The organism is Dactylosporangium sp. CA-233914 (assembly GCF_050942935.1).
Taxonomy (GTDB): domain Bacteria; phylum Actinomycetota; class Actinomycetes; order Mycobacteriales; family Micromonosporaceae; genus Dactylosporangium.
Genome location: NZ_CP192030.1, coordinates 12472295 through 12495950, shown reverse-complemented (window position 1 = coordinate 12495950; position 23656 = coordinate 12472295). Strand labels below are relative to the sequence as shown.

At 71.7% G+C, this 23656-nt stretch carries 20 protein-coding genes and 1 pseudogene; 12 read left to right on the top strand and 9 right to left on the bottom strand.

Features of this window, described 5'->3' with window-relative positions:
• Positions 1-39: 39 nt before the first annotated feature.
• The gene (locus ACQPY0_RS55925; protein ID WP_432981082.1) at positions 40-1170 is read right to left on the bottom strand and encodes an FAD-dependent oxidoreductase; all 1131 of its coding nucleotides are present in this window, start codon (positions 1168-1170) and stop codon (positions 40-42) included.
• A 113-nt stretch (positions 1171-1283) separates the two neighbouring features.
• Between ACQPY0_RS55925 and ACQPY0_RS55920 the strand changes: the two genes are divergently transcribed.
• Positions 1284-1976 carry a TetR/AcrR family transcriptional regulator gene (locus ACQPY0_RS55920; RefSeq protein ID WP_432981079.1) on the top strand — a complete coding sequence of 231 codons (693 nt, stop codon included), beginning with the start codon at positions 1284-1286 and terminating at the stop codon, positions 1974-1976.
• 584 nt (positions 1977-2560) lie between these two features.
• On the opposite strand, the gene ACQPY0_RS55915 is transcribed toward ACQPY0_RS55920, so the two are convergent.
• Positions 2561-3382, bottom strand: a complete 822-nt coding sequence (locus ACQPY0_RS55915) for an SDR family oxidoreductase (RefSeq protein ID WP_432981076.1) — start codon at positions 3380-3382, stop codon at positions 2561-2563.
• Positions 3383-3440: 58 nt separating this feature from the next.
• Here ACQPY0_RS55915 and ACQPY0_RS55910 point away from each other — a divergent pair, with 58 nt between their 5' ends.
• Positions 3441-3842 carry a winged helix-turn-helix transcriptional regulator gene (locus tag ACQPY0_RS55910; protein WP_432981073.1) on the top strand — a complete coding sequence of 134 codons (402 nt, stop codon included), beginning with the start codon at positions 3441-3443 and terminating at the stop codon, positions 3840-3842.
• Here ACQPY0_RS55910 and ACQPY0_RS55905 read toward each other — a convergent pair.
• Positions 3839-4456: a hypothetical protein gene (locus tag ACQPY0_RS55905; protein ID WP_432981070.1), complete on the bottom strand. Its 618-nt coding sequence runs from the start codon at positions 4454-4456 to the stop codon at positions 3839-3841. The genes ACQPY0_RS55910 and ACQPY0_RS55905 overlap by 4 nt on opposite strands.
• A gap of 148 nt (positions 4457-4604) precedes the next feature.
• Between ACQPY0_RS55905 and ACQPY0_RS55900 the strand changes: the two genes are divergently transcribed.
• From ACQPY0_RS55900 to ACQPY0_RS55875, 6 genes are all read left to right on the top strand, one after another.
• Positions 4605-6515, top strand: coding sequence for an IPT/TIG domain-containing protein (locus tag ACQPY0_RS55900; RefSeq protein WP_432981067.1), 1911 nt, complete (start codon positions 4605-4607; stop codon positions 6513-6515).
• 204 nt (positions 6516-6719) lie between these two features.
• Positions 6720-7685 (top strand): efflux RND transporter periplasmic adaptor subunit, encoded by a 966-nt coding sequence (locus ACQPY0_RS55895; RefSeq protein ID WP_432981064.1) that lies wholly within the window; start codon positions 6720-6722, stop codon positions 7683-7685.
• Complete coding sequence (locus ACQPY0_RS55890) at positions 7682-8380, top strand: ABC transporter ATP-binding protein (protein ID WP_432981061.1); 699 nt, start codon at positions 7682-7684, stop codon at positions 8378-8380. Before ACQPY0_RS55895 ends, ACQPY0_RS55890 begins: the two co-directional genes overlap by 4 nt.
• Positions 8377-9768, top strand: coding sequence for an FtsX-like permease family protein (locus tag ACQPY0_RS55885; RefSeq protein ID WP_432981058.1), 1392 nt, complete (start codon positions 8377-8379; stop codon positions 9766-9768). Before ACQPY0_RS55890 ends, ACQPY0_RS55885 begins: the two co-directional genes overlap by 4 nt.
• Positions 9769-9965: 197 nt before the next feature.
• Positions 9966-10193 (top strand): hypothetical protein, encoded by a 228-nt coding sequence (locus ACQPY0_RS55880; protein WP_432981055.1) that lies wholly within the window; start codon positions 9966-9968, stop codon positions 10191-10193.
• Positions 10194-10283: 90 nt separating this feature from the next.
• The gene (locus tag ACQPY0_RS55875) at positions 10284-11219 is read left to right on the top strand and encodes an RNA-guided endonuclease InsQ/TnpB family protein (RefSeq protein WP_432981052.1); all 936 of its coding nucleotides are present in this window, start codon (positions 10284-10286) and stop codon (positions 11217-11219) included.
• 81 nt (positions 11220-11300) lie between these two features.
• Here ACQPY0_RS55875 and ACQPY0_RS55870 read toward each other — a convergent pair whose 3' ends face one another.
• Positions 11301-13616, bottom strand: coding sequence for an AbfB domain-containing protein (locus tag ACQPY0_RS55870; protein WP_432981049.1), 2316 nt, complete (start codon positions 13614-13616; stop codon positions 11301-11303).
• 535 nt (positions 13617-14151) lie between these two features.
• Between ACQPY0_RS55870 and ACQPY0_RS55865 the strand changes: the two genes are divergently transcribed.
• Both ACQPY0_RS55865 and ACQPY0_RS55860 read left to right on the top strand, forming a co-directional pair.
• The gene (locus ACQPY0_RS55865) at positions 14152-14796 is read left to right on the top strand and encodes a DUF6230 family protein (RefSeq protein WP_432981046.1); all 645 of its coding nucleotides are present in this window, start codon (positions 14152-14154) and stop codon (positions 14794-14796) included.
• A 71-nt stretch (positions 14797-14867) separates the two neighbouring features.
• A complete protein-coding gene (locus ACQPY0_RS55860) occupies positions 14868-16265 on the top strand; it encodes a DUF6114 domain-containing protein (protein WP_432981044.1) in 1398 nt (465 codons plus the stop codon).
• Positions 16266-16313: 48 nt separating this feature from the next.
• Here ACQPY0_RS55860 and ACQPY0_RS55855 read toward each other — a convergent pair whose 3' ends face one another.
• The gene (locus ACQPY0_RS55855) at positions 16314-17381 is read right to left on the bottom strand and encodes a CaiB/BaiF CoA transferase family protein (protein ID WP_432981041.1); all 1068 of its coding nucleotides are present in this window, start codon (positions 17379-17381) and stop codon (positions 16314-16316) included.
• A gap of 10 nt (positions 17382-17391) precedes the next feature.
• Positions 17392-19062 (bottom strand): DUF885 domain-containing protein, encoded by a 1671-nt coding sequence (locus tag ACQPY0_RS55850; protein ID WP_432981038.1) that lies wholly within the window; start codon positions 19060-19062, stop codon positions 17392-17394.
• 132 nt (positions 19063-19194) lie between these two features.
• Between ACQPY0_RS55850 and ACQPY0_RS55845 the strand changes: the two are divergent.
• Positions 19195-20010 (top strand): annotated as a pseudogene (locus tag ACQPY0_RS55845) (DMT family transporter); the annotation flags it as partial.
• A 72-nt stretch (positions 20011-20082) separates the two neighbouring features.
• Here ACQPY0_RS55845 and ACQPY0_RS55840 read toward each other — a convergent pair.
• Both ACQPY0_RS55840 and ACQPY0_RS55835 read right to left on the bottom strand, forming a co-directional pair.
• Complete coding sequence (locus ACQPY0_RS55840) at positions 20083-21126, bottom strand: PHP domain-containing protein (protein WP_432981035.1); 1044 nt, start codon at positions 21124-21126, stop codon at positions 20083-20085.
• Positions 21127-21154: 28 nt separating this feature from the next.
• On the bottom strand, positions 21155-21601 hold the full coding sequence (locus ACQPY0_RS55835; RefSeq protein WP_432981032.1) for a hypothetical protein: 447 nt from the start codon (positions 21599-21601) through the stop codon (positions 21155-21157).
• A 91-nt stretch (positions 21602-21692) separates the two neighbouring features.
• Between ACQPY0_RS55835 and mtnA the strand changes: the two genes are divergently transcribed.
• Positions 21693-22670 (top strand): S-methyl-5-thioribose-1-phosphate isomerase, encoded by a 978-nt coding sequence (gene mtnA / locus ACQPY0_RS55830; protein WP_432981029.1) that lies wholly within the window; start codon positions 21693-21695, stop codon positions 22668-22670.
• Here mtnA and ACQPY0_RS55825 read toward each other — a convergent pair.
• Positions 22629-23633: a prephenate dehydrogenase/arogenate dehydrogenase family protein gene (locus ACQPY0_RS55825; protein WP_432981026.1), complete on the bottom strand. Its 1005-nt coding sequence runs from the start codon at positions 23631-23633 to the stop codon at positions 22629-22631. The two genes, mtnA and ACQPY0_RS55825, sit on opposite strands and share 42 nt — an antisense overlap.
• Positions 23634-23656 lie beyond the last annotated feature (23 nt).

The following is a 23656-nucleotide window of genomic DNA, read 5'->3' as shown; positions in this document are numbered from 1 at the left end:
CCCGCCCGCGGGGCTGCGGGGGCGATCCGTGTTGGGGGCTCACGGGGCCTGTTCGGCTCCGGTCCACATGGCGATCACGCTGTGGGGTGCATCGTCCGCGAACATCAGCCGGAAGTCGGTGGCTTCTGCGGCTGCGGCGGCGGCGCGCGGGAACATGGCCTGCTCGTACTCGGCGAGCGCGGTCTCGGGGTCACCGGGGTGTGCGGCGATGGCCCGGCCGAGTTCGGCGCCGTCGTACATCGCCACGTTGGCGCCTTCGCCGTTGGGAGGCGCGAGGTGGGCCGCGTCGCCGAGCAGGGTCACCCCCGGCACCCGGTCCCAGCGGTGCTCGCCGGGCAGGGTGTAGATGGGCCGCGGGGCCAGCGGGGTGTCGCCTTCGGTGATCAGGGCAGTGAGCTCGGGGGCCCAGCCGCGGAACTCCTCGACGACCCGCACCGCCGCGGCCGCGGGATCGGCGAAGTCGATACCGGCAAGCCAGCCCTCCGGTTTGAGGAACTGGCCGTAGACGTGCAGGGTCCCGCCGCTCTCCCGGTGAGCCAGGATCCCCCGGCCGGGCGCGAGCGCGATCAGTGACCCGCCGCCCACCAGCTTGGCCGCCGCGGGGTGGCGGGTGTCGCCGTCGAGCAGGAAAGTCTCGACCGTCGAGACGCCGGCGTACTCGGGGGTGGCGCCGGACAGCAGCGGACGGACCCGCGACCACGCGCCGTCCGCGCCGACCAGCAGGCTCGCGGCGACGGCGGTGCCGTCCGCGAAGACAACCTCGTGGCGGCCCTCGCCGAGGGCCCGCACCTCGATGACCTTGTGCCCCCATCGCACGGTGCCGGCCGGAAGCGAGTCGAGCAGGAGCCGGCGCAGGTCGCCGCGCTGCACCTCGGGTCGATCGCCGGTTCCCTCATCGGGGTGGTCGAGCCACACGGTCCCCTCCCGGTCGAGGACCCGGTAGGACTCGCGGCCCGGCAGGACGAGACCGCGGAACTCCTCGCTCAGGCCGGCCGCCTCGAGCGCCGGCTGGCCGTTCCAGGGGTGGATGTCGAGCAGCCCGCCCTGGGCACGCGCGTCCGGCGAGGGCTCCGCCTCGTAGACCGTGACCGGGATGCCCTGGACGTGCAGGACGCGAGCCAGAACCAGACCGCCGAGGCCGGCGCCGATGACCGTGACCGATGTCGTCATTACGTCGCTCTCCCAACTTGATTGGATTGACGCTCCAAAGCTAGCACGATATTGGATCGACAATCCAATCGTGTGAGCCGGGCCTCAACCTGGCTCATGCCAGACTGGAGCGCATGGCGACCAAGGCTCGGCGGGCCCCGCGGCGAACCGACGCTCTGTCCAGGGAGCTGATCGTCGAGACCGCCACGCAGATCCTCGACACCGACGGCGAGGAGGCGCTGACCCTGCGCGCGCTCACCGTTCGCCTGAGCACCGGATACGGGGCGCTCTACCACCACGTCGCGAACAAGAGTGACCTGCTCGCGGCGGCCGCCGACGACGTCATCGCCCGCGCCATGACAGACGTGGCCGCGGATGCGGAGCCGCGGGAGACGCTGCGTGCGATCGCGCTGAGCCTGTTCGACGCGATCAACGCTCACCCCTGGATCGGCGCTCAGCTCAGCCGGGAGCCGTGGTGGCCCGCACTGCTGGAGATCTACGAGGGCGTCGGCGAGCAACTCCAGGCGCTCAATGTTCCCGAGCACGCGCTGTTCGACTCGGCGGGCGCGCTCGTGAACTACATCCTCGGCGTCGCCGGCCAGAGTGCCGCGAACGCCCGGGTCCGTGCCGGCGAGGCGGCAGACCGGACGGCTTCCCTCGCGGCCGTCGCCGCACGCTGGGCGCAGCTCGACCCCGCCAAGTACCCACGCTTGCACAAGGCCGCGGCGCAGCTGCGCGAGCACGACGACCGCCAGCAGTTCCTGGCCGGCGTCGATCTCTTCCTCGCCGGCATCGAGACTGTCTACGGTCAGGGCGAGGATCACTGAACTGCCGGCGGACGACCACCTGACGGCCCACGTCCGGCGACTGGTCACCGTCCCCGCTGATGGGCTCCGCGGACCCCGCAGCTTCGAAGAGCCTGATTGTGCTTGGCGTGAGGGTATGGACGCGTCACTGGTCTTGGCCGGGGTCGGCTGCCGGTTCGGAAAAGGTGGGGGTCTCGCTCGCGCTGAGCGGGGTGGTCGGTGGGCGGCCGGTCTCCGTCGCCGAATACTCCTACACGACCGCCACGACGACGTCCGGGGCGGATGGGCGACGAGCACCAGCGGTACGACTCATCATTTTGTGGTTTGGGTGGCTCGGGTCGGCGGGTTGTATCCAGGCATTGCTGGGCGACGGTGCTGGGGCACGAGCCGTTCGACAGTGCGTTCCGGATTCTCCGGGGACCGGCCCGAGGTGGTGCGGGACGTGTTCGGGCGGGATCTCGTGGCCGAGCACGTCGCGGGGTGGAGCCTGCGCGGCGACGAGGTCATGATCGGGGCGAGCGGGCGGCCGGCCGAACCGGACAGGATTCCCGCCCGGTTCGGGCCGCTGGTGCGCATCGCCGGCCTGATCGACGCGCGGGCGCTCCCTACGACTTCTGCAGGAACTCTTCCACCGTGGTGGTCGGGCGGCCGATGAGGCGGCTGAGTTCGCCGGTCACGACGTCGAGGGCACCCTGCGCGATGGCCGCGTCGGACTGGGCCAGCGCCTGCGCGAAGCCGGACGGCACGCCGAAGCTCTCCAGCGCCTTCGCGTACTCCTCGACGGGCAGGTCGCGGTACACCACGGGCTTGCCGTAACGCCGCGCGATCGCCTCGGCGAGTTCCGTGAGCGTGAAGGCCTGGTCGCCGCCGAGCTCGTACGCCTTGCCGTCGTGCCCTTCGGTCGTGGCGACCACGGCGGCGGCCGCGGCGAAGTCGGCGCGGGTCGCGGCGGCGACGCGGCCGTCGCCCGCCGAACCCAGGACCGCGCCGTGCTCGACGGTGCCGGCCAGGTTGGCGGTGTAGTTCTCCAGGTACCAGTTGTTGCGCAGGAACGTGTACGGGATGCCGGAGGCTTTGATGAGCTCCTCCGTCGCCTCGTGCTCGCGTGCGATAGTGATCGGGTTCGTGTCGGCGTTCGTGATGCTGGTGTACAGGATTCGCCCGACCTTGGCCTCGATGGCCGCGTCGACGATCGCGCGGTGCTGGACGATGCGCTTGCCGAGATCGCTCGCCGAGACGAAGACGAGCGTGTCGGTCCCGGCGAACGCATTCGTCAGCGTCTCCGGCCGGTCGTAGTCGCCGAGGCGCGCGTCCACGCCGTCGACCGCCTCGGGGCGTCGGGCCACGGCGCGTACGTCGTGTCCCTGTAGCTCACTCAGGATCAACTTGCCGAGGTGCCCGGTCGCGCCGGTTACGGTGATGGTCATTTCTGAATCGTAGGCACTAACTTTTAGAAAGTACAACCGCTCGGGTTATCTTGGTGACATGCCCCTCGATCAGCTGGTGTACGACGTCTTCGCGAAGAACTGCACGTCGCGGCGGGTCATGGACACCGTCGCCGGACGGTGGGGCATCCTGACGCTGGCCGCGCTGCAGGAGGGAACGCATCGGTTCAACGAGCTGCGCCGCCGCGTCGACGGGGTGAGCGAGAAGATGCTGTCCCAGACGCTGCACGCACTGGAGCGCGACGGGCTGGTTGTGCGGGAGGTGCTCAGCGCCATACCGCCCCGCGTCGAGTACAGCCTGACCGATTCGGGCCGGCGGATCGCGGCGAAGCTCAGCGAGCTGATCGACCTGGTGGAGGCCGAGATGCCGGACATCACGGTCGCGCAGGAGCGTTACGACGCGCGGGAGCCCGCCTCCGACTCCACCCCCGCGACCCGTTAGAGCGCCGAGACGGCTGTGGCCAGGCCGGCTCCGATCAGGACCACGGCCCAGATCCGGTCCAGGGCGCTCCAGCGGGAGCGCAGCACCCGGGGGCCCGCGAGCTGGTACGCCAGCAGAGCCACGGTGCCGGCGACCGTGACCATGGCGGTGGTGTGCACCGCGGTGGCCAGCAGGCCGGTCCACAGGGACGGGCCGTGGTGGGCGTCGGCGACCAGGACCGGGACGAGCATCAGGCCGGTGCCGTGGATGCTCGACATCAGGAAGGACCAGGCCGTCAGCTGAAGTGGGCCCGGGCTCAGGGCGGTCCAGCGGAAACGGAAATCGTGCCTCGACAGGGCCCGCCACAGGCCGGCGGCGACCAGGACCGCGCCGCCGGCCGTCGCCACCGTGCGGGTGGCGGCCACGGACTGCAGGGCGCTCACCAGGCCGGCGATCACGAGGACGGACAGGGCGTGACCGGCGGCCAGCGGCGGCAGGGTGCGCAGCAGGGCGGAGCGGCTGCGGTCCTGGACGGCCTTGGCCGTCGCGAACAGCCAGCCCATGCCGGGGTTCAGGCCGTGGAAGGCGCCCATCGCGGCGAGGGCGGCCCAGGAGGCGTGCAGCGAATCGGTCACACCCGATACGACGCTCGGCGCGGCCGAAAATCAACCCCGGCTCCGCAACCTGTTGCCAACCGGTGACGACCTGAACGCTTCTCATGCGGCGGGCCCGGCGCGCCGATAGCGGGGGATCGCGGTCACGAATCCCCCGTTAGGAGCACGGATGCGCGTTCTCAAATCGGCCGTCGGCCTGGCCCTGGTGGCCTCGGGCGGCGCGGTGGTCGCCGCCCAGCCGGCGTTGGCCGACACGACCGTCCTGCCGCACGCCGTCGGCGGGTTCGCCGCCCCGGCGACCCGGGTCGCAGCCTCGGCCGGCACCGGGTTCCGGGCGATGGACGCGCTGCCGGACAGCGCCTCGCTCGTCACCGACCTGCCCCCGGTCGGTGACCAGGGGCAGATCTCGTCCTGCGTGGCGTGGACGATCGCGCACACCATCATGGGGTACTACGCCAAGCGTGACGGCGGGACCGGCGCGCCGTACGCCCCGCTGTACCTGTACATGCGCTCGGTCGCCAAGGGCGGCGCCCCGACCCAGGGCCTGAACCCGGACAAGACGCTGCAGGAGGCCACGGCCAACGGTGTCGACACCCAGGACGACTACGTGCAGGGGACCGCCGGCTACCGGACCGCACCGACCGCGGCCGAGATCGCGAACGCGGCGAACTACAAGCTCACCGGCTGGACCACGCTTTGGGCCGGCGACAAGCAGGGCGACAAGGCCAAGGCCGCGATCAAGACAGCCCTCGCCGGCGGGTCGCCGGTCGCCATCGGCATCCCGGTGTTCAAGGACTTCATGTACCTCAAGGGCGACACGCTGTACAACACCCTGACCGGCGCCAGTCTCGGCGGACACATGATCACGGCGTACGCGTACGACGCGGACGGCGTCTGGATCCGCAACCAGTGGGGCACCGGCTGGGGCAGCAACGGCGACGCGCATCTGTCGTGGTCGTTCGTCACCACCGACGTCCAGGCGGCCTACACGGTGAAGGGCGTGAAGACGCCGGCGACCGCGACGACCCCGGCCCCGGCCGTCACGTCGTTGTCGGCCACCCGCGGCCCGGTCGCGGGCGGCACGCAGGTCACGCTGACGGGCGCGAACCTGTCGGCCGCGACCTCGGTCAAGTTCGGCGGCACCGAGGCGACCTTCCGCAAGGCGGAGTCCAACGGTGTGACGACGCTGGTGGCGACCACCCCGGCGCACGCCAAGGGCATCGTCGACGTGACCGTGACCAACGCGACCGGCACCAGCCCGCTCAACGCGCTGGCGAAGTTCACCTATGTCCCGGCCGCGCCGGCGGTGACGAAGCTGTCGGCGTCCTCGGCGTCGACCGCGGGCGGCACCGTCATCACCGTCACCGGCACCGACCTGTCCGAGGCGAGCGCGGTCAAGCTCGGCACCGTATCCGTCGCCGGCGCGAAGGCCACCTCGCCGACCACGCTGACCTTCACCGTGCCGGCGAACCTGGCCGCGGGCGGCTACGACGTCACGGTCACCACGCCGTACGGCACCAGCCCCGTCGTCCCGGCCGGCCGCCTGACGCTGGTCGCCCCGCCGGCCCCGACCGTGGGCGCGCTCAGCGTGAACAGCGGCCTGACGTACACCACGACGGCCGTCACGGTCACCGGCACCGGCTTCGGCACCCTGAAGTCCGTCACCGCGGGCGGCGCGAACGTGCAGTTCAGGAAGGTCTCGGACACCCAGATCACGGTGACGATGCCGGTGCACACGGCCGGCAAGGTGACGCTGAAGCTCACCAACGCGGGCGGCGCCTATGAGGCCACCGCGCTGCCGTTCACCTACGTGGCCCCGGCCGCGCCGGTGGTGGCGTCGATGAGCCCGAGCACGGGCGGCACCAGGGTATCGACCACCGTCGAGCTGACCGGCACCGGCCTCGGCGGCACGAGCAAGGTGACAGTGGGTGGCGTCGCGGTCGCCTTCACCAAGATCTCCGACACCAAGCTGCGCATCGTCCTGCCGCCGCACGCGGCCGGCACGGTCGCCGTGCAGGTGACGACCCTGGGCGGCACCAGCGCGAACAACGCGGCCGCGACCTTCACCTACAAGGTCTGACCGGAGCAGGCCCGCGCAGCACCGAGAAAACCCCGCAGAACCCCGGCGTCTCGAACAGACGCCGGGGTTCGCTCCATCCCGGCACTTTTTCACGCTGTGTGATTTGTCGTGCCCACTCGGCGAACGGGGCAGCCGCATCCCACTCTCTGCGGCTAACCTTTGGCGGACTTCGATCGGACCACGACTGGTGCCGGAGGTTCTCGGGTGCGAAGGATTCTGCCGCTACTTACCGTGCTGGGCCTGCTCGCCGGGTGCACCGCGTCCGGCAACGCCCAGGAGTCGCCGCCGGGCCTGGCCGATCGTGGCACCGCGGTGACCACGGCGAAGCCCGCCCGCCAGGACCTCACCAACAAGGTCAGCCTGAGCGGCAAGGTCGCGCTCAACCCGACCTTCGGGCTCGTCGCGCCGATCGACGGGGAGGTGCGCTACCTCGACGTCAAGGCGCCGACGGGCACGCCGACGAAGCCGACCAAGGTGGCCAACATCTGGGCTGGGGGCAAGGCGACCGCGGTCGAGGTGCCGGCCGGGGCGATCTTCGCCGGGCGGCTCGTCGACGACCGCTCGAAGGTGACCGCGGGCATGCCGATCGTCTCGGCGCGCCAGGCCGGTTACGGGATCGTGGCGGACATCGACGGCTCGCAGGCGTACCAGATCTCCGACACCCTGGAGTCGGTCACCGCGCAGATCAAGAGCGGCCCCGGCCCGTTCCCCTGCACAGTGCTGGGCACGCTCGCGGCGCTGCCGGGCGGTGTCATCCCCGAGCCGAAGCAGCCGGAACCCAATCCGAGCTCGAGCGCCGCCGCGCCCGTGGTGCAGCGGGGCCAGACGCAGCCGCCATCGGAGCCGACCGGGATGCGGCTGGTCTGTGTCGGGCCCGCCGACGTGAAGCTCATCAACGGCGCCGCCGCCACGGTCGAGATCGTCACGGCGAAGGCGGCCGGCGTGCTGGTGCTGCCGGTCGAGGCGGTCGCGGGCTCGCAGGGCAAGGGCAAGGTCGAGGTGATCAAGGCCGATCAGAGCCGGGAGATCCGCGAGGTCACGCTCGGGCTCACCGACGGCAAGGTCATCGAGATCAAGACCGGGCTCAGCGAGGACGAGACCGTGGCGGTGCCGGGGCCGAGCCTGCCCGACGCGAAGGGCGGCCAGGGCATCCCGGGGGTGGGCAAGTGAGCCGGCCGATCATCGAGCTCGCCGGGATCACCAAGACGCTCAAGGGCCAGCAGCAGCCACGCACGATCCTCGACGGCGTCAACCTGACCGTCGGCGAGGGTGAGAGCGTGGCGATCCTGGGCCGGTCCGGGTCGGGCAAGAGCACGCTGCTGAGCCTCATCGGGCTGTTCGACCGGCCCGACTCGGGGACATATCTGATGGGCGGCCGCGACCTGGCCCGCATCTCGGAGCGGCGGGCCGCCGGGCTGCGCAGCGCCGAGTTCGGCTTCGTATTCCAGCGGTTCTTCCTGCTCAAGCACCTCACCGCCGCGCAGAACGTGGCCATGGCGCTGGTCAACGGCCAGGGCTGGCTGCCGCGGCGCAAGCGGCGCGCCCGCACGATGGAGGCGCTCGACCAGGTCGGCATCGCGCACCTGGCCAAGAACCGCCCGGCCCGCCTCTCCGGCGGCGAGCAGCAGCGGGTGGCGATCGCGCGGGCGCTCGTGCGCGGCCCGCGGATGCTGCTGGCCGACGAGCCGACCGGCGCCCTGGACACCGAGACCGGCAACCTGGTCATCGAGGTCATGCGGGCCGCCACCGACCGCGGCTGCGGGCTCATCCTGGTCACCCACGACCAGGCCCACGCCGCGAAGATGCGGCGCGTCCTGCGCCTCGAGGACGGCCGGCTCAACCCCGTCGCGTTGGAGCCCGCATGATCCGGCTGTCCGGGCGGTTCCGCTCCGCGCTGATCATCGGCGTGCAGGGCATCCGCGCCCGCAAGATGCGCACGTTCCTGTCGATGATCTCGCTGTTCCTGGGCGTCCTCGCGGTCGTCACCGTCCAGGCCGGCGCCGAGACCGCCCGCACGCTGAGCCTCGCCGACATCGAGCTGCACGAGGGCCGCGACGGCACCCGCATGATGTTCGTCCCGCCGTTCGGCTCCGCCTCGCAGGTCACCGAGGACGTCATCAAGGGCCGGCCCGGCGTCGCGGCGACCTACACGATCCAGGCGACGATCGGCGAGCCCCGGGTCCGGGCGATCAACCCCGGCGCCCAGTCGTTCGAGCACCTCGACGACTACGGCGGCGGGCCCGTGTATGGCCCGGAGACGAGGTTCGAGATGCGGTGCGACGACGCCGGCAACTGCCGACCGGTGCCGATCGACGCGAGCGCCGCCCAGCCCAAGGGCGCCGCGATCGAGGTCATGCTCGTGGCGATGGTCAACGACATCCGTCAGTTCCGCCCGTTCCGCCCGGTCTCGGGCAGCTGGCTGGACTTCGGCGGCGACCCGTCCTATTCGCCACGGCTGGTGATCAACAAGGCGGCGGCGGTCGGCTTCTCGCGATACACGATCCCGGCCGAGATGCGCTTCGAGGGCGCCACCGCCAACCTGACCCCGCGAATCATCGGCGTGATCGACGACGGCAGCGAGCAGCCGACCGCCTACGCCCGCGCCGACGAGATCGACAACTGGATGGCGCCCCCGCAGCCCCCGCAGCCGGCGCCGACGGGCGCGCCGGGCGGCGACCTGAAGGCGGCGATGGTGATGAGCAGTGGTCAGCCCCTGCAGGCCTACTTCCGCCCGGGCACGGCCGAGACGGAGGACCTGCTGACCCGCAGGCTCGTCGCCGCCGGCGTGCCCCGCGAGGCGCTGCACGTCCAGGTCAACAACGCCCGCCAGCGGATCGAGCAGCAGCTGGCGATCCTAAACTGGATCTTCCTGGGCATGGCTGGCCTGGTCCTGCTCATCGGCGTCGCCGGCATCCTCAACGTCGGTCTGGCCACGGTCGGCGAGCGCGTCGAGGAGTTCGCCCTGCGCCGCGCGGTCGGCACCCCGCGCGTCCTGCTGGCCGGCATCGTCCTGGCCGAGACCCTGCTGACCGGCTTGCTCACCGCCGGCGCCGCGATCGGGGTCGCCGCCGCCGGCCTCGACGTGGGCACCCGCATCCTCGGTGGCCGCATCCCGCAGCTGCAGGAGATGGGCTTCCCCTGGCAGGCGGGCGTCGCGGGCGTGATCGCCGGCCTGGTCGCGGGGCTGCTCGGCGGCTCCATCCCGGCGCTGCGCGCCGCGCGGATTCCGATCGCCACGGTGATGAGGGCATAGGCCATGGCCGTGACGGGGCGAGGCGCACGGCAGGCGGGCCGGGTCGTCACCGCCGCGACGGCGCGCGGTCTGACCGTGGCCGGGGTGGTCACTGAGGCCGGCTCCGGCGGCCCGGCCCGCGCGCCCGCGGCGCGTCGCCGGGGTTCGGGCTTGACGCTCGCCGCCCGAAGCTGGCGAAGCTGCTGCCTGACCCGGCGGTGACGACGATTGCGGTCGAGCGCCCCGACCGGCTGGCCCCGGTTCGGTGTCGAGCACTTGACCTGCGCGCTCGCGGCATCGTCGTACTCGACAACGCCGAGGTCGATGACGACCTCGTGCGGGACATGACCGAGATCGTCACCTCGTTCTGCGCCCGCCAGTACGGACGGCGGTCGGCCCGGCGTCAGGCCGAGGCGGCGTTGACCGCGGCCGAGGCGGCTGGGTGAGCACCGTCGTCGCGCTGCACAACCCGGGGCCGGCCGTGTCAAGCAGGGTTCCGGGTCGAGTTGGCGTGCACGTGCGGGCAGGTCGAGGCGATGGGCCGTCACGCCGGGCTGTCGCGGTTTGTCGAGAACTACGCCTTGGACAAGATCCGGGCTGCGTTCGCGCAGCGAGCCGCCGAGCGCACCTACGGTGTCCCGGATGAGTGGTTGACCCGGGTGCCGTGGATGGCGGTCGATCTGGAGCGGTTGTGGCGTGCCGAGCATCCTTCGGTCGCGCCGTGGTTCGCCGGGTCCGGCCTGTCTTCGCGCGTTCCGAAGGAGGCGTGCCGGCTGCGGGCGGCCGGGTCGCGGAACTGGTGGGCGTCGAGGACCGGGAGGCGTCGGGGCCGCAAGGTCGGTTTTCCGAAGCTGCGCCGGCGTCGGGACGGTTCTCGGTTCCGGTATGACGCTGACCGGGCCCGGCCCGCGACGGAGGCCACGGTGAGCCTGCCGGGTATCCCGGGCAGGGTCGCCGCCCGTGAAGATCTGTCGTGGCTGACTGTCCGGCTCGGTGACGGCCGGGCCCGGATCATCGGTGCCACGGTCCGGGAGCAGGCCGGGCGCTGGTGGGTGGCGTTTCAGCTCGACGTCGACCGGTCCGGTATCAACACGGCCCGTCAGGTCGTCGAGGATGCGCCGGCGTGTGGGGTCGACCTCGGGTTGCGTACGTTCGCGGTGATCGCCGATGACACCGGCGCCGTCGAACAGGTGCAAGCGCCGCGCGCGCTCAAGGCCGCGCAGCGCCGGCTTCGGCGGGCGAACAAGGCCCTGGCCCGCACCCGCGACGGCAGCACCAACCGGGATAAGGCCCGGCGGAAGGTCGCGGCGCTGCATGTGCGGGTCGCGGACCGGCGCTGCGATTTCTTGCATCAGCTCACCACGAGGCTCGCGAGAACCAAACGCGCCATCGCGGTAAGACCACCAGCGAAAGCCGGTGGCAGCGCGCCCGATGAAGCAGGCAGAGAATCCCTGAGATTCTCAGAATGGTGACTCTCGGCGGGGTTGGCGTGGCCGGGGAAAGAGCCGGCCGGCTTCCACGGCAGCGGGAGCCGGCCGGCGTTCAACTGAGGACTACGGTGCCCAGGGCGCGTCCACCGACCAGGTTGTGTCCTCGGTGAAGAGGGTCGGGCCGTCGTAGGCACTGGGGCCGCCCGGCGTTGCCAGCCACAGTTCGGCGTTGTAGTGACGCAGGTACTGGCCGGGGAAGTTCCAGGCCGTCAGCCGGACGCCGCCGTTGCCCGGCTGGGCGCACCATGTTGCGTCGGCCTTGAACAGTGCCGAGTTGTCGTTGGCGTCCTTGCGCACTCGGAACGCCTGGTGCCGAAGGTAGTGGCCGGGGTAGTTGCGCGACTCGAACGAGTAGCAGGACGAGTCGGCCAGGCCGGGCACGACCCGCCAGGTCGCGTCCTGTTTGAGCAGGGCGGTGCTGTTCGCGTCTACGACGTCGGTATAGCCGAGGCTGTCGCGGTGGCGGGCGTATCGGTTCGTGCAGCACGCTGTCGTCGCGCGCAGGGACTTGTAGACGCCGGTCTGCAGGGTGGCCGAGCCGGCCGGGTTGGACGAGGCGGCGATGAGGGCCTGGTTGGCGGCCCGCAGCCGGGCCGTGTCCACCTTCACGATCTGCCGGTCGTAGGTGAGCAGGCCGTTGCTCTCGTTCTCCACGTCGGTGATCTCGGTGTAGACCGAGGCGGACAGGCCCTGCGGCATCCCGCCGCTGCGGATCTGCTCGTAGAGGCCGTTGAGCCGGTCGTTGAGGCGCGCCGCGCCGGCCTGGTCCTCGTAGGAGAACCCGTTGCCGGGCGACCACTCGTGCCCGGCGACCCGCAGGCCCAGGCCGCCGAACTCGCCGAGCACCGCGGCCCGCGTGCCGGACGGGCGGGTCGCGCCGGGGCCGACGTAGATGTGGTTGTCGAGCACGTCGCCGTTGCCGCCGTCGACCGAGCCGCAGCAGTTGATGCCGCTCATGTTGTCGACCAGGCGCGACGGGTCGTACGCCTTCACGTCATTGGCGATGCGGGCCTGGTCGTACTGCCCCCAGCCCTCGTTCTCGTCGACCCACATCACCAGCGCCGGCGAGCTGCGGTGCTGGTCGATGATGCGATGGTACTCCGCCTCCCACTGCGTGCGGGCCGCCGAGTCCGGGTTCTTCCCGGTCGGCATGGCCGGCATGTCCTGCCACACGAGCAGGCCGAGCTGGTCGGCGGCGTAGAACCAGCGCTGCGGCTCCACCTTGATGTGCTTGCGCACCATGTTGAAGCCCATGTTCTTGTGCTGCTGCAGGTCGGAGCGCAGCGCGGCGTCGGTCGGCGCGGTGTAGATGCCGTCCGGCCAGTAACCCTGGTCGAGGGTCCCGCTCTGGAACACGAACTGCGCGTTGAGCAGGATGCGCAGCTTGCCGTTGACGTTGCCGATCGAGATCGACCGCAGGCCGGCGTAGCTGCCGACGGAGTCGACCACCGTCGAGCCGCTCTTCAGGTCGATCCGCACGTCGTAGAGGAACGGGTCGTCCGGCGTCCATCGGTGGGCATTGGGAACCGGCACGCTGAACGCGGTACCGACGCTGCCGCTGGAGCTGCCCACGGCCGTGCCGCCCGTGGAGACGGTGGCGGTCACCGTCTGGCCGGACAGGCCGGCGCCCTGCGCCGTGACCGAGAGCGTGTTGTTCGACAGGTTCGGCACCAGGTCGACCCGGGTGATGCGGGCCGCCGGCGTCGGCTCCAGCCAGACGGTCTGCCAGATGCCCGAGGCGCCGGTGTAGAAGATGCCGCCGCCCGCGTGCGGCAGGACGTCGTTGCGCCGCTGCTTGCCCACGGCCTGGCTGCCGGCGTCGGTCGGGTCGTAGACGCCGACGACGATCGTGTTGGTGCCGCCGTTGAGCAGCGAGGTGATGTCGTAGGTGAAGGCGTCGTAGCCGCCGCTGTGCACCGCGCCCGCCTGGGTGCCGTTGACCCAGACCGTGGTCTGCCAGTCGACGGCGTCGAAGTTGAGCTGCACCCGCTTGCCGCTCCAGCCCGCGGGGACGGTGAAGGTCCGGCGATACCACATCCGGTCGTTCTCGCTGATCTTGCGCTGGATGCCCGACAGCGCCGACTCGACCGGGAACGGGACCCGGATCTGCTCGCCGAACGTGGCCGGCGGAGTCGTCCGGCCGCTGCCGGTCACCGCGAAGTCCCAGATCCCGTTGAGGTTCTGCCAGTCCGGGCGGGTCATCTGGGGCCGGGGGTACTCCGGCAGCGGGTTGGTCGTGGACACCGAGTTCGTCCACGGCGTGGTCATCGGCGGGGTCTTGGGCGTCCACGCGCCGGCCGGCTGCGCGGAGGCGACCAGGGCACCGGCGGTGGCGATCAGCGGGGCGAGCGCGAGCGCGACCCGTCTGGAGAGCTTCATGGAGACTCCTCGAGGCACGGTGGCGGCCGTAGCCGATCCGTGAGGGTGCATACACCCCCATGGATGAACACATGCACTCACGTTCCAACGAGAAGTGTCAAGAGTTTTCGATCAATATCCAACAACCTACAGCGGCACGTGCTACTGGAGTTACGCCCGTCATTCGCACTTGGCGAAAAAAGAACCTCTGGAGTTTGTCGTTATAGAACCGTGATATTCGCCAAGATTCGTAACGTGTGGTAGTCGTCACAGTGGTCGTCTGCCCGATTTGATGGCTTTGTTGGCCCGTCATCGCCCGGACATTCCCCCGTAACCGGCTACGCAGCGTACGCATTTGCGAGTTTCGTTGTTACCGGCCGGTAACGGCGCCCCTTGAACCCGCACGGGGGACCCGGCAACATCGTCCGCACGCCCCGACCCGGCCTTGGGATTCCGCCCGGCAGCCCACGAAGACCGGTCCCGGAACAGCGCGATGCGAGCGCCCGCACAGCAGGAGCGCCGCACCTTCAGCACCCCGCGACAAGAGGAGCCCTACGTGTCCGTAGCTCAGGGCAGCGCGGCGAAGGGCCGCACACGATGGAAGCGGTTCGCAACCGTCGTCGTGCCGGCCAGTTTCATCGCCGGCGCCATCGTCTTCGGCCAGGCGACCGGCGCGATCGCCGCGTCGTTCAACGTGTCCGGCAGCCAGTTCAAGGTGTCCGCCGACAAGCTCGAGGGCACCGGTTTCGTCCAGTACGGCGGCCTGGCCACCGAGAAGGGCGGCAACCCGCAGAACCCGGCCGACCCGAAGAACCACTTCGTGGCCGTCTCGGGCATCTCCCACGCGAAGCTGTACAACCTCTGCCAGTCGGTCAAGGTGCCCGGCCTGCCGGTGACCATGGTCATCCACGCCGGTAAGGACCCCAAAAACCCGGCCGAGGCGACCGACCTGCTGATCAACATGTCTTCGCTCAAGGGCGACGCGACGTTCGACAACATCCAGATCGGCATCGACGCCTCCGACCTCACCAAGGGCGGCACCAACGCCAAGGGCCTGCAGGGCAGCTTCGCCCAGCAGGCGGACGGCGTCGTCATCAACAACCTCAAGCAGGTCGCCTGGTCGACCACGGCCGGCACCTTCAAGCTCACCGGCCTCGACCTCGGCCTCTCCACGGGCGCGAACCCGGAGGAGTGCTTCTAACCGCTCGGCCAGGGCCCGCGGGTGCTCGCCCGCGGGCCTCCTGCTTGTAGGACCGCAATCTGGAGGACCCAGTGACCACCTCGCACGCCGCGCACGCGAAAGACCGTGCGACCTTCGGTGGGTGGCGCGCCCAGCGGCCGTTCTGGGGCGGCCTGTTCCTGATCCTGTCGGGCCTGGAACTGTTCATCAGCGGCAACCTGAAGCTGGCCCTGGAGGTCCACTTCGGACCGACCGGCTTCCTTTCCTATGTCCTGCCCCTGATCATGCTGCTCTGCGGGGCCCTGACGTGGTTCAGCCCCGGGCAGCGGCTCTTCTACGGCATTCTCGGCACGGTCACCGCCCTGTACTCGCTGATCGGCCTGAACCTGGGCGGCTTCTTCCTCGGCACGGTGCTGGGCCTGGTCGGCGGCGGCCTGGCAGTGGCCTGGGCTCCCGCCGCCGACGCGTCGGCTCCGGTGGTCGAGGAACCGCCGGTCGACTACGAGGACTCCCGCCTGGACGAGATCCTCGCCGAGGACGGGGACACCACCGACTACCGGCGCCCGGCCTCGGGTGTCCTGACCGACGAGCTGCCGAGCGCCCAGGTCAGCCCGCTGCACGAGGGGTACGGTGCGGGCAGCGCCGATGACCAGCTCCCCCCAGCGTCCGGCCCGGGTGACCTGCCGAAGCGGCGTCACCTGGGCCCGCTCCTGATGGCCGGGCTGCTGGCCGCCGCGATCGCCGGCGCCACGAACCGCGGCGGCGAGGCGTATGCGGCCCCGGCCGCCTGCCGCTCCTCGGCCGCCACCTCCGCCAAGCCCACCCCCACCGCCACCGGCGCCGCCAGCCCCACCCCGTCGCCGACCCCGGCCAAGACCGAGGAGAAGCCCGGAATCCTCGACTGGCTGACGGGGATCTTCAGCGGCGGCAAGAAGCAGGAGTCCATGCCGGAGGCGTCCGCGGTCCCCAGCACCGGTGCGACGCCGGGCAAGCCGCCGTCGCCGGCCAAGACGCCGGCGTGCGCGCTGACGAGCGCCAGTCCGATTCCGAACAACAAGAAGGCCCAGGTCGCCGCCGGCCAGCCGTTCGTGGCGAAGCAGCCCTCGATCCTGAAGGCCGACGTGATGACGATGGACAGCCTGACGTACGACGGGGTGGCGGAGTTGCCGCACAGCGACGGCACCACGGTGAAGGTGCTGGCCTTCACGATGAAGAACTCGGTGTCGACCCCGTTCGAGCTCGACACGCCGGGCGCCCCGAAACAGCTGATCACCAGGAGCAGCAAGCTGACGGTCGAGGGCGACGTGAAGTTCTACACGACGAGGTTCTCGGCGAACGTGCTCGGCCTGCTGCCGCTGACCTTCACCCCGTCGTTCCCGCCGCCGTCGTTCCCGCTGCCGGGCTACTACACGGCGTGCGACATCGAGCTGGTGTACGTCCAGTCCAACGTGCTGACGGCCCCGGCCCTGAGCATCGCGTACGCCAACTGAGTCGCGACCGCCGAAAGCGACACTCGGCTGACCGTCACGCCCAGCCGGTCAGTCGAGTGCAGGCGGTGGGAGGCGGTACGAGATCGGCGTTTCCGACAGCGTGATCGGCGATGCCACCGAGCGGCGGCCGGCCAGCTCCACGACCGGGGTCAGGCCCAGGCGCTCGGCCAGGGCGATCGCCTCCGCCACCGTGTTCACCGAGCCGCACGGCACGCCCGCCGTGGTGAGCAGGTCGACCCAGTGTGCCGCCGGGGCCGTGCCGAAGGCGGTGGACAGCAGCTCGCCGAGCGCCTCGCGGTGCTGGACGCGGTCGCGGTTCGTGGTGAAGCGGGGGTCGCTCGGCAGGCCCAAGGCGGCGAGCAGCCTCGCGAACTGGGCGTCGTTGCCCACTGCCAGGACCACGTCACCGTCCGCGGCCGGGTAGGTCTCGTAGGGGGCGATGCTCGGATGGCGGTTGCCCATCCGCCCGGGCACGACGTCGGAGTTCAGCACCGCCGACGCCTGGTTCACCAGGGCCGCCAGCAGGCTGCCCAGCAGCGACACCTCGACCCGCTGGCCGCGGCCGGAGCGCTCCCGGGCGTAGAGCGCCGCGAGGATGCCCGTCGTCAGCTGCTGGCCCGCCAGGACGTCCACCAGCGCCACCCCGGCCTTGGTCGGCGGGCCGTCGGGGGAGCCGGTGATGGACATCAGGCCGCCGAGGGCCTGGACCAGGAAGTCGTACCCGGGGGAGGGGCTCGAGCGGCCGAAGCCGGTGATGCTCGCGTATACCAGCCGGGGATTCGCGGCGCGCAGGTCCTCGTAGCCGAGGCCGAAGCGCTCCATCGTGCCCGGGGCGAAGTTCTCGACCAGCACGTCGGCCCCCAGGGCCAGGGACCGGGCCGCCGGGGACGCCAGGTCGAGGGCCACCCCGCGCTTGTTGCGGTTGACCGAGAGGTAGTACGTCGAAGTGCCGTCGAGGCTCCACGGCGGGCCCCAGGACCGGGTCTCGTCGCCGGTGCCGGGGCGCTCGACCTTGACGACGTCGGCGCCGAGGTCGCCCAGGGTCATCGTGGCCAGCGGGCCGGCCAGGACGCGGGAGAAGTCGGCTACCAGCAGACCCGAAAGCGCCCCGGCCATCGAAGGAACCTCAGATCCGGGCGAGCGCGGCGCGCAGGGGGTCCAGGCCCAGGGCGCCCAGGTTCAGCGCGTCGCGGTGGAAGGCCTTCAGGTCGAAGGCCGAGCCCTTGCGGGCCTGGGCGTCGGCGCGGGCGGCGAGCCAGGCGCGCTCGCCCAGCTTGTACGACGGGGCCTGGCCGGGCCACCCGAGGTATCGGTTGAGCTCGAAGCGCAGGCTCTTCTCCTCGACCCGGCAGTGGGCGCGCAGGAACTCCCAGCCCAGCTCGGGGGTCCACCGCTCGCCCGGCGCGAAGCCGAACGGGTTGTCGGCCGGGATTCGCAGCTCCAGGTGCATGCCGATGTCGACGATCACGCGGGTGGCGCGGAAGGCCTGGCCGTCGAGCATGCCGAGCTTGTCGCCCGGGTCGGCGAGGTAGCCGAGCTCGTCCATGAGCCGCTCGGCGTAGAGGGCCCAGCCCTCGCCGTGGCCGGAGGACCACGCGAGCACGCGGCGCCAGCGGTTGAGCAGCTCCGCTCGGACGTACGTCTGGGCGATCTGCAGGTGGTGGCCGGGAACGCCCTCGTGGTAGACGGTCGTCACCTCGCGCCAGGTCGAGAAGCTGTCGACGCCCTGGGGCACGGCCCACCACATGCGGCCCGGGCGGCTGAAGTCCTCGCTCGGGCCGGTGTAGTAGATGCCGCCGTCGGAGGTCGGCGCGAGCATGCACTCGATCGCCCGGACCTGCTCCGGGATGTCGAAGTGGCGGCCGTTGAGCTCCTCCACGGTGCGGTCGGCGAGCTGCTGCATCCAGTCGCGGAACGCTTCCTTGCCCTGGATCGTGCGGGCCGGGTCGGCGTCGAGCGCGGCGACCGCCTCGTCGATCGTGCCGCCGGGGACGATCTTGTCCGCGACCGCGCGCATCTCCGCCTCCAGGCGGGCGAGCTCGTCGAAGCCCCAGGCGTAGGCCTCGTCGAGGTCGACCGTGGCGCCCAGGAAGTAGCGCGAGGCGAGCTGGTAACGCTCGCGCCCGGCGGCCTCCTTCGGCCGGCCCAGCGGCGCCAGCTCGCGGCGCAGGAACTCGCCGGTCTCCACGGTCGCGGCCCGCGCGGCCTCGGCGTTGCGGGCCAGGTCGGAGGCGAGCGCCGGATACTCGGCGCCGACGCGGGCGGCCAGGTCCGGGTAGAAGTTGTCGCCGTCGAGGTCGGCCCAGACCTCGCACTGCTTGCCGACCTCGATGATCTGCTTGGCCGGGGCGACGCGGCCGCGCTGGGCCTCGTGCATGAGGGTCTGCCGCCACTGGGCCAGCGCCGTGGGCACGGCGGCCAGGCGCGCCGACATGTCGGCGACGGCCTGCTCGCTGCCGGTCGGCATGAGGTCGAACGAGCTGCGCACGCCGTGCAGCGGGCTGGAGATCACGTTGACGTCGCTGGTGAGGTCGCCGGCCTCGTAACGCTCCAGGGCGAGCCCGAGCCGCTCCTGCATGGCCTCCTTGGCGACCCGCTCCGTCTCGGTGGCCGGGGTCTGGGTGTCCAGCGCGGCCAGCGTGGCGCGGTCGAGGTCCGCGAGGGCGGCGAAGCCGTCGGGCGAGAGGTCGGTCAGCCGGGCGTCATGACCGGCCACGCCGACGAACGTCGCGCCGATCGGGTCGAGGGGCGCCCACTGCTCGACATACCGGTTGGCGATGTCATCGATAGAACCCACGGGCCGACCCTACGGCACGCGGCCCTCGGCGCGGTACGGCCGGGGGCCAATTCCCAACGGGTGGCTTGACCTGGAGCTCGAGGTCCGAAACGCGCGCGACAGGGTGAGCCCCGCAGGAGCACAGTAAGGCCCATGACGAGCCCCGCTCCTGACGTGAAGCGCTGGCTGCCGGCCTTCGCCGCCGTCGCCCTCATCTGGGGGACGAGCTTCATGTTCATCAAGGACGCGCTGACGGGGCTCGCGCCGGCGTACATCGCCCTCTACCGCATCGCGCTGGGCGCGCTCACGCTGCTGATCTTCCTGGCCGTACGGCGGATGCCCCTGCCGCGCGGAGCCTGGCTGTGGGGCCACCTGTTCGTGTTCTCGCTCTTCGCCGCGACGATACCGTTCACCCTCTTCGGCTACGCCGAGCAGCGCGTGCCCTCGGTCCTCGCCGGCATCTGGAACGGCACCGCCCCGCTCACCACGCTCGTGGTCACCCTGGTCGCCGTGCGCTCCCAGCGGCCGAGCCGCCGCCAGATCGGGGGCCTGCTCACCGGGTTCCTCGGCGTGCTCGTGGTCCTCGGCGTGTGGGAGGGCGTCGGCGGCGCGTCGCTGGCGGGGCAGCTCATGCTGCTGGGCGCGGTCACCTGCTACGGCATCGCGTTCAACTACACCCGGTGGCTGATGCGGCACTTCGACATCACGCCGCTCCAGCTCTCCACCGGCCAGCTCATCATGTCGACCCTGCACCTGGTCATCGCCGCCCCGCTCATCGCCGGGCTCCCGCCGTCCCCATCCGACCTCGGCCCACGGGTCTGGATTGGCGTCGTCGCGCTCGGCGTCTTCGGCACCGGCATCGCCTTCGCCCTGAACTACCACGTGGTGCAGGCCGCCGGCGTGACGACCGGATCGATGGTCACGTACTTCCCGCCGTTCGTGGCCGCCGTCGCCGGCGTGGCGTTCCTGGGTGAGCACCTGACCTGGCACCAGCCGGTCGGCGGCCTGATCGTCCTGGCCGGCGTGGGCATCTCGCAGGGCCTACTGGTGCGCCGCCGTCCACGCCAGCAGCTCGTCGGCGGGCAGGGTGTTGACGATCCGGTCGGCGGGCACCCCGCAGGCGACGGCCCGGGCGCAGCCGTTGGCGAGCCAGTCGAGCTGGCCGGGGGCGTGCGCGTCGGTGTCGATGGAGAAGCGGCAGCCGGTCTCCAGCGCCACCCGTAGCAGCCGCTTCGGCGGGTCGAGCCGCTCCGGCCGCGAGTTGATCTCGATCGCCTTGTCGTGCTCGACGGCGGCCGCGAACACCGCCGCCGCGTCGAACCGGCTCTCGGCCCGGGTGCCCCGCCCGCCGGTGATGAGCCGCCCCGTGCAGTGCCCGAGGATGTCCATGTGCGGATTGGCCAGCGCGGTGACCATCCGCCGGGTCATGACCTCCGGCTCGTCCTTGAGGTTGCTGTGCACGGACGCGACCACGACGTCCAGGCGCGCGAGCAGCTCGTCGGTCTGGTCCAGCGAACCGTCGGCGAGGATGTCGACCTCGATGCCGCTCAGCAGCCGGAACGACATGCCCAGCCCGGCGAACCCGGCGTTGACCTCGGCCACCACGTCCAGCTGCTCGGCGAGCCGCTCGGCCGACAGCCCGCGCGCTACGGTGAGCCGCGGCGAGTGGTCGGTGAGCACGAGGTATTCGTGACCGAGCTGCGCCGCCGCCATGGCCATCTCGTCGATCGGCGAGCCGCCGTCGGACCAGTCCGAGTGGGAGTGGCAGTCCCCGCGCAGCGACCGCAGCAACGCCGCGGTCTCCTCGTCGAGGTCCTGCCCGGCGGTGGCCTCGAGCCGGCGCAGGTAGACCGGCTCCTCGCCGTTCAGCGACTCGGCCACGCACCGCGCCGTGACGTCGCCGATGCCCGGGACCTCGGTGAGCGTCCCGGCCCGGGCTCGCGCGGCCAGTTCGCCCTCGGGCAGCTTGGCCAGCTTGCCGGCCGCGCCGCGAAACGCCCGCACCCGGTACGTCTTCTCGTGCGCCCGCTCCAGCAGATAGGCGATGCGCCGCAGATCGGCGATGGGGTCACGCGCGTCGGGCATGCCCCCACGCTATCGAAAACACCAGACCTCAAGCGGAGGCGGCGCGGTGGGCCCGTGGAGCGAGTACCGTTCGCGTGCGGGTCAGGGTGGCGAAGGGGTTCGCGAACTGCAGGACCAGGTTGGCGAACTCCGACCCCGGGTGGCAGGTGATGATGAGCAGCTGGTCGCCGCGGCGGACGTCCCAGAACGCCGTGCCGTGCCGGCCCGCCGTGATGATGCCCCGCAGGTGCAGGGCGTTTCGGTGCCGGGGCAGCGGCGGAGCCTCCGAGCGCGGCGCGATGCGGATCGACGCGATCGCGGACAGCGGGACCGCGATCCGCTCGCGCCGGGTCCACCAGCGGTCCAGGCCCTGCGGCTCGATGACCAGGGCGCTGCCGGTCACGGTCAGCTGGAGATGGGTCGGGACATTCATCAACGCGAGCAGGACCACGGCCAGCAGAGGCGGGACCGCCGCGAGCACCAATGCGGGGCTCATGAACACCGAATGTACGCGCGTCTACGTACGACATCGGGAGTTTCGGAAAGAATATCGGGAGTTCTGGGAAAAACAGACCGAGGGAGTATCGGTGCGCACCATTGACTGGGTTGACGGGGCCGTGGTGATCGTGGACCAGACGCGGTTGCCCGGCGAGGAGGTGTACCTGCGGCTGACCAGCGTCGAGGAGCTGGTGGAGGCGATCCAGCGGCTGGCCGTGCGCGGGGCTCCCGCGCTCGGGGTCGCCGGGGCGCTGGGCGTCGCACTCGCCGCGCAGCAGGGCGGCGACACGGCACAGCGGGTACGACTCCTGGAGACGGCGAGACCGACGGCCGTCAACCTGAGCCGCGGAGCCCGGCGCGCCGCGGCGCTCCTGCCGTCCTTCGACGCGGTGCTCGCCGAGGCGTTGCGCATCAGGGACGAGGAGATCGCCAACTCGGCGGCGATGGCGCGGCGCGGGGCCGATCTGGTCGAGCGGCTGTGCGGGAGCAGCGCGCGGCTGCTGACGCACTGCAACACCGGCGGGCTGGCGGCCGTGGTCGAGGGCACGGCCCTGGCCGTGGTGTTCGAGCTGCACCGCCGGGGCTCCCTCGCCGGCGTCATCGCCAGCGAGACGCGGCCGCTGCTGCAGGGCGCCCGGCTCACCGCCTGGGAGCTGCGGCGGGCCGGCATCCCGCACCGGCTGGCCGTCGACTCGGCGGGGCCGTTCCTGATGGCCCGCAAGGAGGTCGACGCCGTGATCCTGGGCGCGGACCGGATCTGCGCCAACGGCGACGTGGTGAACAAGATCGGTTCGTACTCGCACGCGCTCGGCGCCCGCGCGGCCGGGATTCCGTTCATCTGCGTGGCGCCGGAGTCCACGGTGGACCTCGCCACGGCCTCGGGGCACGACGTGGAGATCGAGGACCGGGGCGCGGCCGAGGTGGCGGGCGGGACGGCGCCCGCGGGCACCGACGCGGTGAACCCGGCCTTCGACGTCACGCCGGCCGAGCTCGTGACCGCCGTGGTGACCGACGAACGCGTCTTCTCAGGCCGGGCGGACGGCGCGGACGGTCTTACGGTCGGCTGAGACCGACTCGATCCAGCCGCCGACCCGGCCCAGGCGCAGCAGTACGTCGGCGCGGGCCGGCAGGTCGGCGGACTCGCCCGGCTCCGGCGGCCAGGCCAGCCGGGCGGTGTGGCCGGGCGTGAGCCAGGGGGTGAGCGCGCCGATCGGGTCCGCGCCGTCGAGGGCGGCGCGGGCCGCGTTCAGGTCGGCGAGCACGGCGTCCAGGGCGCGGACGACCGCGGGCGCGTTGCCGCCGCACATCGCGGCGGTGAGCTGCGGGCGCGCGGCGGCCACCCGGGTCCCGTCGCGGAAGGAGCCGGCCCCGAGCGTGCCGGCGAGCGGGTCGTTGGAGATGAGCGCGGCGACCGCGGCGGCGACCAGGTGCGGCACGTGCGAGATCGCGGCCACGGCGGCGTCGTGCTCGTCCGCGGTGGCCGGCACGACCCGCGCGCCGAGGCCGGTGACGAGCGCGGCCAGGTCGACCCAGTCGCGCAGGCCGGCGCCGTCCTCGGTCAGGCACAGCACCCAGGCGCAGCCGGTGAACAGGCGCGGGTCGGCGGCGGTGAAGCCGGACGTCTCGCGACCGGCCATCGGGTGCCCGCCGATGAACGTGGCCAGGGCCTGGCCGCCGGTGCGCAGGCGGTCGGCGGCGAGGTCGCGCACGGGGCCCTTGACCGAGGTGACGTCGGTGACGACGCCGACGTACCCCAGCGAGGCCAGCTCGTCGAAGACCGACCCGACCGCGGGCAGCGGCACCGCCACGACGGCCACGTCCGCGTCGCGCACCGCGTCGGCGATCGAGGCGGTCACGTGCCAGCGAGCGTTCGCCGGCGCCTGGGCCGCCGCGGTGCGCGCGGTCGCCCGGGTCGCCGGGTCGGCGTCGTACCCGCTCACCCGGTGCCCGTGCACCGCCAGCGCCCGCAGGACCGATCCGCCGATCAGCCCGAGGCCGATCACCGCCACGTTCAACGTCGCATCACGCACTGCGGAACTGTCGCACACCGTCC